This is a genomic window from Streptomyces sp. NPDC001634 (assembly GCF_040298185.1).
Lineage (GTDB): Bacteria > Actinomycetota > Actinomycetes > Streptomycetales > Streptomycetaceae > Streptomyces.
The window spans coordinates 60,560-68,295 of record NZ_JBEOZU010000051.1 but is presented as its reverse complement, the minus strand read 5'-3'; the positions used below and the strand labels follow the sequence as shown (position 1 = coordinate 68,295).

At 67.6% G+C, this 7,736-nt stretch carries 6 protein-coding genes; 4 read left to right on the top strand and 2 right to left on the bottom strand.

Features of this window, described 5'->3' with window-relative positions; translation table 11 throughout:
* Positions 1–1,529, bottom strand: a 1,529-nt coding sequence (locus ABT186_RS29525; RefSeq protein WP_351927619.1) for a glycosyl hydrolase family 28 protein, incomplete at its 3' end; no start/stop codon positions are given.
* Between the two features lie 152 nt (positions 1,530–1,681).
* On the opposite strand from ABT186_RS29525, the gene ABT186_RS29520 reads away from it, so the two are divergent.
* Entirely contained in the window at positions 1,682–2,878 is a 1,197-nt protein-coding gene (locus ABT186_RS29520) for an RNA-guided endonuclease InsQ/TnpB family protein (protein ID WP_351927617.1), read from the top strand.
* A 75-nt stretch (positions 2,879–2,953) separates the two neighbouring features.
* On the opposite strand, the gene ABT186_RS29515 is transcribed toward ABT186_RS29520, so the two are convergent.
* Positions 2,954–3,289, bottom strand: a complete 336-nt coding sequence (locus tag ABT186_RS29515) for a hypothetical protein (protein WP_351927615.1) — start codon at positions 3,287–3,289, stop codon at positions 2,954–2,956.
* Positions 3,290–3,797: 508 nt separating this feature from the next.
* On the opposite strand from ABT186_RS29515, the gene ABT186_RS29510 reads away from it, so the two are divergent.
* From ABT186_RS29510 to ABT186_RS29500, 3 genes are all read left to right on the top strand, one after another.
* Positions 3,798–4,811 (top strand): hydroxyacid dehydrogenase, encoded by a 1,014-nt coding sequence (locus tag ABT186_RS29510; RefSeq protein ID WP_351927613.1) that lies wholly within the window; start codon positions 3,798–3,800, stop codon positions 4,809–4,811.
* A 120-nt stretch (positions 4,812–4,931) separates the two neighbouring features.
* Complete coding sequence (locus ABT186_RS29505; protein ID WP_351235872.1) at positions 4,932–6,020, top strand: LacI family DNA-binding transcriptional regulator; 1,089 nt, start codon at positions 4,932–4,934, stop codon at positions 6,018–6,020.
* 374 nt (positions 6,021–6,394) lie between these two features.
* Positions 6,395–7,735: an ABC transporter substrate-binding protein gene (locus ABT186_RS29500; RefSeq protein WP_351235873.1), complete on the top strand. Its 1,341-nt coding sequence runs from the start codon at positions 6,395–6,397 to the stop codon at positions 7,733–7,735.
* The last annotated feature ends 1 nt before the right edge of the window (position 7,736 follow it).

Genomic DNA, 7,736 nt, shown 5'->3' with positions numbered 1-7,736 from the left:
GCGGCCGCCTCGGCCTCGGCGGTGGTGAGGAACCTGAGGTTCGTCACATGCTCGTTGTAGTACCACTGCACCGTGTCGGTGGTCAGGTACCACTTGGGCTTCTTCATCGAGTCGGCGACGACTGTGCCGTTGATCACCAAGTTCTCGAAGGTGACGTTGTCGATGGCGTGGCCGGCGTCGTAACCGAGGAACAGCGACGGGTTGGCGCGCGTGCCCGTGTAGGTGAGGTTCTTGACGTAGACGTCCTGGATGCCGCGGCCGACCGAGGTGTTGTACTTCGTGTTGTACATGACCCGCAGGTGGATCACCTGGCCCCAGCGGAAGTCCTCGATGCGCACGTCCTCGATGCGCACGTTCTTGATGAGGTTGGAGTCGCCGGGGTTGAGCGCGATGCAGCCCTGGTAGCCCATCTGGGGTTCGCGGTGGTCGAGGATGTCGATGTTCCTGATGACCAGGTTCTCGATGACCTCGGGGGCGTCGGTGTTGCCGTGCGTGCCGACGTTGACCGGATGGGCCACGTCCGCCCACAGGGTGCAGTTCTGGACGGTGATGTCGCGGGTGTCGCCGTAGTAGTTCCAGCGGTGGGCGTAGATGGCGATGCAGTCGTCGGAGTTGCGCAGGAAGCAGCCGTCGATGACGACACTGCTGCTGGAGAAGATGTCGATGCCGTCGCCGTTGCCCCGCGAACTGAACCCTCGAACCTTCTTGATGTGGACGTTCTCGCTCTCGCCGAGAGTGGCTATGTAGCCACCCCCCGGGTTCATGATGATGACGTCCTCGATCCGGATGTTCTTGCTGCCCTCGCACAGGACGCCGTTCGCCGTGCCGCCGTAGAGCATGCCGTGCCCGGTGAGGGAGGCCTTCTCCACGTCCTTGAAGTAGACCTGGGCGGTCAGGACGGCGCCGCCCGCCAGGTGGACGGTCTTGCCGCTGGGGACGGTGAGGACCCCGCCGGTGACGGTGTGCACACCAGGGCCGAAATAGATGACGTCCGGGTCGTCGGCGGCGGGCGGGTTGTGGTCCAGGTGGTTGCTGATCAGATGCAGACAGTCGAAGATCTGGTCGTTGATCTGGACGACGACGTCACGCGGCTCGTCGAGGGTGAAGCGGAGGGTGTCGCCGAGGAGTTCGGGCTTGATGCCGAGCGCGTCGGGTCTCACCCGGGCCTTGGTCGTGCCGCCCTTGAGGTAGGTGACCTCGATCTCGGCCGTGCCCTGGAAGTCGAAGTACACCATCGAGGTGTCGTAGACCTTGCCGGAGCCGGTTGTGGGGTTGATCTCCTCCAGCCGGGGCCGCCAGATGTCGAGGGTCTGCCACTCCCCGTCGGGGGCCGTGCGGACCCGAACCCTGAAGCTGGTGTTGGTCGGCATGATGGAGGGGCGCGGGTAGGTGATCAGCTTCGACGCGGACGGGTTGTCGTCGGCCGCGGCGGCCCGGTCCGCCGTGGCCGTCAGGCCGGACAGTCCGGCGGCGAGCGCGGTGGCACCCGCCGCCTGGAAAGCGGTACGGCGGGACAGGGGCGTGTTCATCTGGATTCCTCCGTGGATACCCCCGCCTTCAGGCGGGGGAGGAAACGGACTCCTGCGGAGCAGGGGAGGGAGAGCCGATCCGCTCTCTGGGCGGATCGGCATTCATCACCAACTACCAACAGATGGCCACAAGTTGAGATAGCTTGTGAGCCATGGCCACTCACGTGAAGCGGGCTTTCAAGTACCGCTTCTATCCGACGGATGCGCAGACAGCCGAGCTGTCGCGCACGTTCGGATGTGTGCGGAAGGTCTACAACATGGCGCTCGCGGCCCGTACCGAGGCGTGGGCGCGGCAGCAACGGGTCAACTACAACCAGACCTCGGCCATGCTGACGGCGTGGAAGAAGACCGAGGAACTGGCCTACCTCAACGAGGTCTCCTCCGTCCCGCTGCAGCAGGCACTGCGGCACCTGCAGACCGCCTTCGCGAACTTCTTCGCCAAACGCGCCAAGTACCCGCGCCTGAAGTCCAAGCGGAAGTCCCGAGCGAGCGCGGAGTACACCTCTTCGGCGTTCCGGTTCCGCGATGGCCGTCTGCACCTGGCGAAGATGGCCGAGCCGCTGGACATCGTCTGGTCGCGTCGCCTTCCTCACGGGGCCACGCCGACCACGGTGACCGTGAGCCGCGATGGCGCGGGACGCTGGTACGTCTCCTTGCTGTGCGAGGACCCATCCGTGAAGCCGCTCGCGACTGCCGATACGGCGGTCGGCATCGATGTCGGCCTGGACCACCTGCTGACCCTCTCCACCGGGGAGAAGATCGCCAACCCCCGGCACGAGCGGTGCGACCGCGAGCGCCTGGCCAGGGCTCAGCGGGAACTGTCCCGCAAAGCCAGGGGCGAGGGCGCCAACCGGCGCAAGGCACGGCATCGCGTCGCGAAGATCCACGCCCGGATCACCGACCGCAGGCGGGATGCGCTGCACAAGCTGGCCACTCGACTCGTGCGCGAAAACCAAACGCTCGTGATCGAGGACCTGACCGTACGCACCATGGTCAAGAACCGCAGCTTGGCACGCGCCATCTCGGATGCCGCCTGGGCCGAGTTCCGGAGCATGCTGGAGTACAAGGCCGACTGGTACGGGCGGGAAGTGATCGCAGTGGACCGCTTCTTCCCCTCGTCCAAGTTGTGCTCCGCCTGCGGCCGCCTCGCTGAGGCGATGCCGCTGAACGTCCGTACCTGGACGTGCGGCAGCTGTGGCACGACCCACGACCGGGACGTGAACGCGGCGCAGAACCTTCTGGCCGCCGGGCTGGCGGTGTCTGTCTGTGGAGCCGGTGTAAGACCTCAACGGAGAACTCCGGGCGGGCAGTCGGCGACGAAGCAGAAAACCCCACGGCGCGAGCCGTAGGAATCCCCCTCGTTCACGAGGGGGAGGAAGTCAATCCTCACTCCTTGCCATGGGTGAACAGATCTGTGGGAGCGGCTACTTGAGGCCGGACGTCGACATCCCGGCGACGAAACCGCGCTGGGTGACGAGGAAGATCAGCAGGATAGGGATGGCCCACATCACCGAGGCCGCGGCCTGGAGGTGGGCGACGGACGTCCCTGCCGAGGTGACACAGGTGGACATGACAGCGACGGCGAGCGTGGAGCGACCGGTGGACTTCCTGCTGCTGACCATTGCTCCCACGGCGTAGGCGCCGGCCCCGCCCGGGGCCTGCAGCGCGCATCCGTTCAGGGCCGCCACGCCGGCCACGGCGCCGCCGGCCGACAGCGCGAGGAAGCGGCGGCTGAGGAGAGCACCGGCGTGAAAGCGCATGAACGCCTCACCTTCTGCTGCGGGTGGGTGCGGGGTTGCCGCGCCTGCCGCGAGCAGGACGCAGCACGCATCCGTCATGGAAACCGGTTGCTATGACCAAGTGGCCAGAGCTTCTTCCTGTCCGCGATCGACGTCAAGACTCCTCGCAGACTTTCGAAAAGTCCGGGCGGCGTCGGCGATATGGGCAGCGCACCGGTCGGCCGGCTTCCCAACCTGCTTCAGCAACAGCACGGATTGCGCCATCTTCGCTGGTCGAGCGACCCATGTCGGCGGGCGCGGGGCGGCGTTGGCCGCGACGTACCCGTGACTCCGCGCGACGATGCCGACAGCCGACAGCTCACCGGCGGCGAACGCGCGCCGTCCGGTTCAGCCCGGACAGGGGGCGCGGTTTCCGCTCGTCACTCTCAACAACCGGTTGTGGCCGACCCCACTGATTGACCGCCCCTCTGACACAGATCTACGGTAGAAGACGCTTTCTGAAAATGTTTCCCCATGCCTCAGGAGAGTCATGCCCAGCGCCCAGCTGCCGAGGGTCGTGTTCGCCATGGATCCGGTGCACCTGCCCCTGCTGTTCCCTCCGCCGCTCATCGCGCGGCTCCGGAAGGTGGCCGAGATCGACCCGGCGCTCGTCGTACGGGACTTCACCGACCCGGCGGCCTCCCCCGCGCTGGCCCGGGCCGAGGTGCTGATCACCGGCTGGGGCTGCCCCCACCTGGACGCGGACACCCTTGCGGTGGCGCCGCGACTGCGTACCGTCCTGCACGCCGCGGGTTCCGTCCGCTCGCTGATCGGCGAGGCGCTGTGGCAGGGCGGGATCGCCGTCTCCAGCGCCGTGACCGGCAACGCACTACCGGTCGCGGAGTACGCGCTCGCCATGATCCTGCTCACCGGGAAGGACGCCTTCGCCCACCGCGAGCGGTTCCGGATCACCCATGCATACCCGCTCCCGGCCGAGACCGCGGCCACCGGCAACCTCGGCCGCCGGATCGGGATCATCGGCGCCTCACGCGTGGGCCGCAGACTGCTGGAACTGCTGCGGCCGTTCGACTTCACGGTCTTCCTGTACGACCCCTATGTGGCGACAGCCGAAGCCGAAGCGCTGGGTGCCCGACCGCTGCCGCTGGAGGACCTCCTGCGCCGCAGTGACATCGTCAGCCTGCACGCGCCCGACATACCCGAGACCCGCCACATGCTCGACCGCGACCGGCTCGCCCTCGTCCGGGACGGCGGCGTGCTGATCAACACCTCGCGGGGCGCCCTGGTCGACCACGACGCGCTCACCGACGAGTTGCTCTCGGGCCGGCTGAGCGCGGTCCTGGATGTCACCGAACCCGAGCCGCTGCCCGCCGGATCTCCGTTGTACGGGCTCCCCAACGTCTTCCTCACCCCGCATATCGCGGGTTCGCTCGGCAACGAGCTGGAACGCCTAGGGCGCATCGTCACCGAGGAGCTGGAGCGCCTGGTCGCAGGCCTGCCCCTGGCCCATGAGGTGCGGCGCGCGGACCTGGCCCGTGTCGCCTGAACGTCGCCCCGGCGACCGGGTCCGGTCCCGAGTAACCATGGGATACGGTTTCAGCACCAGCGGGCGGCAGGACCGCGGCTCGTCCGACGAGAAGGTCGTCACGGTGAAGGAGCCGCTACGGTGAGTCAGCGCAAGGCGCAGGGTGAGGCCGGACGAGCCACCATCCGCGACGTGGCGGAACGGGCGGGTGTGTCGGTCGCCAGCGTGTCGCGTGTCCTGTCCGGCAACTACCCGGTCTCCGACGAACTGCGCCGCCGGGTGATGAAGGTCGTCCGGGACCTGGACTACGTCACCAACGCCCACGCCCGCTCCCTGGCCGGCGGCGGCACGCCGACCGTGGCGATCCTGCTCAACAACATCACCGGCGCCGCCTTCGCACACGTGGCCAAGGGCGTCGAGGGCGCCGCCTCGCTGCGCGGCTGGCTCTCGCTGGTCGGCACCACGGGAGACGACCCCGAGCGGGAGCTTGCGCTGGTCAACCTCATGCGCCAGCAGGGCGTCGCCGCCGTGGTCCTCCTCGGCGGGGCCTACGACTACGACGAGTACCAGCTGCGGATGGCCCGCTTCGCCCGCTCCCTGGACGCGGCAGGATCGCACCTCGTACTGGTCGGCCGGCCACCGTTGGAGGGCGACGTTCCGGCGACGACGGTGGACTACGACAACGAGGGCGGCGCCTACGCGATGGCCAGCCATCTGCTGTCCGCGGGTCACCGCAAGGTCCTGGTGCTGCCGGGGCACTCCGAACTCACCACCGCCCAGGGACGGTTGCGAGGCGCGCAGCGGGCTTTCGAGGCGTACGGCGTGCCGTTCGACCCGGGCATGGTGCGGCACGGCCCGTACGACTACGAGCACGGGTACGAGGCGGTCGAGGAGAGCCTGCGCCAGGGGCCGGCCTTCACCGCGGTGCTCGCCGGGACCGACGTGGTGGCCGCGGGTGCCATGCAGGCGCTGCGGGCGGCCGGGCTGCGGGTGCCCGAGGACGTGTCCATCGTCGGCTACGACGACATCCCGCTGGCGTCCCAGCTCACTCCCCAACTGACCACCGTGCACGTCCCCTACGAGGAGATGGGCCGCGTAGCGCTGCGCGCGGTGGCCGACCGGCGCGAGAGCGGCGCGGGCCGCCGCAGGGGAAGCGACGGCGACCATCTGGTGCTGGGCACACATGTCGTCGTGCGGAACTCCGTCCAGCCCCCGGCCCGGCGGTCGTAACGGCGTCGAGCAGCCGGTTACGTAAGCGTTTTCACGCCCGAAGGGGAGCTTTCACGAGAACGCTTACCGCTCGCAGCAGAATCGGTAGCGGGCCTACAGAACAGGCGCTGGCCTGCACTTATCCCCACCCTCTGTGTATCGCAGGGTGACATCTCGACCACTTCTCACGGACGAGTGGGCGTAACAATTTCCGCCCGCCCCCTTGCTAGGGGTCGCACCATCGGCCTACGGTCCACGGCAACCGCTTACTACTGATTCTGCTTGGCCGACCCCCCGCAACCGCGAGCCGACGGTTTCCGGCCGCCGTTCCTGGCCAACACCGAGCCGCCGTCCTCTCGTTCTGAGAACGCCTACATCAGAAGGATCACGGTCAGATGAACTTCATCAGCCCCCGGAGAAGGGTCGCCCGCGCCGCCGCCGTGGGTCTCGCGCTGACAGGTCTGCTCTCCGCTTGCGGCGGATCCGGCTCCGGAGACAAAGCTTCCTCGGGGTCTTCCGGCCCGGTCACCCTCCCCTTCTGGGGCTGGGCCAACGGCCAGGAGGCCGTCGTCAAGGCGTTCAACGCCAGTCACAAGGACGTCAAGCTCAAGTACACCAAGGTCACCGACCAGTTGACCATGCAGAAGCAGCTGACCAACGCGGTCAAGGCCGGAAACGCGCCCTGCCTGCTGCAGAACACCGCCGAGTACGTGACGACCTGGGTCTCGCAGGGCGCGCTCGCCGACATCACCCAGTACGTCGGCGCCGACAAGGACAAGTTCAACCCGGGCTCCTGGGCCAGTGCCCAGGTGCAGGGCAAGGTCTATGGCGTACCCACCAGTTCGGCGCCCGCGTTCACCATCTACCGCACCGACATCTTCGAGAAGTACGGCCTCAAGCCCCCGGCGACCTGGGACGACTTCATAGCCGCCGGCAAGGTGCTGAAGAAGCACGGCGTCAAGGTCACCAACTACGCCGGTGAGGACCCGAGCACCCTGGAAGTGCTCTCCATGCAGGCCGGGGCGCACTGGTATGCCATCGACGGCAACTCCTGGAAGGTGAACTTCCAGGACGAGGGCACCCTCAAGGCCGCGAAGGTGATCCAGGAGATCATCGACAACGACCTCAACTCCAAGCTCTCCTTCGCGGATTACGCGGCCGTGCAGCGCAACTACGACAACGGCGGCACCGCGACCCGGCAGATCTCCACCTGGCAGATGGCCGGCATGGTGCAGAACTTCACCAAGTCCGACGGCAAGTGGGCGCTGTCGCCGTGGCCCACGTTCCAGGGCGAGGCGGCCAAGACCCCGGCCGGCACCAACCAGAGCGGCGGTGTGACCCTGGTGACCAAGCAGTGCAAGAACCAGAAGCAGGCCGCAGAAGCGGCGCTGTGGATGTCCACCGACTCCGGTGCGGTCAAGACGATGGCGAGCCCGGACACCGGCAACGGGGTGATGCCGGCGCTCGCCGACAGCCAGTCGTACGTCGCCGAGGCGATCTCCGCCAAGCTGCTCGGCACCAACTACGAGCCCGCGAAGAAGGTCGTGACGGACAGCCTCGGCACCGTCACCAGCGACTGGACCTTCGGCCCGGACTGGACCGCGATGTTCACCGAACTGCAGGCCGGCTGGGCCAAGGTCGTGAGCAAGGAGGAGAAGATCACCGATCTGCTGGCGCACATACAGCAGTGGACGGTGAACGACCTGAAGTCGCGCGGCATCAGCGTCGAGGGCTGAG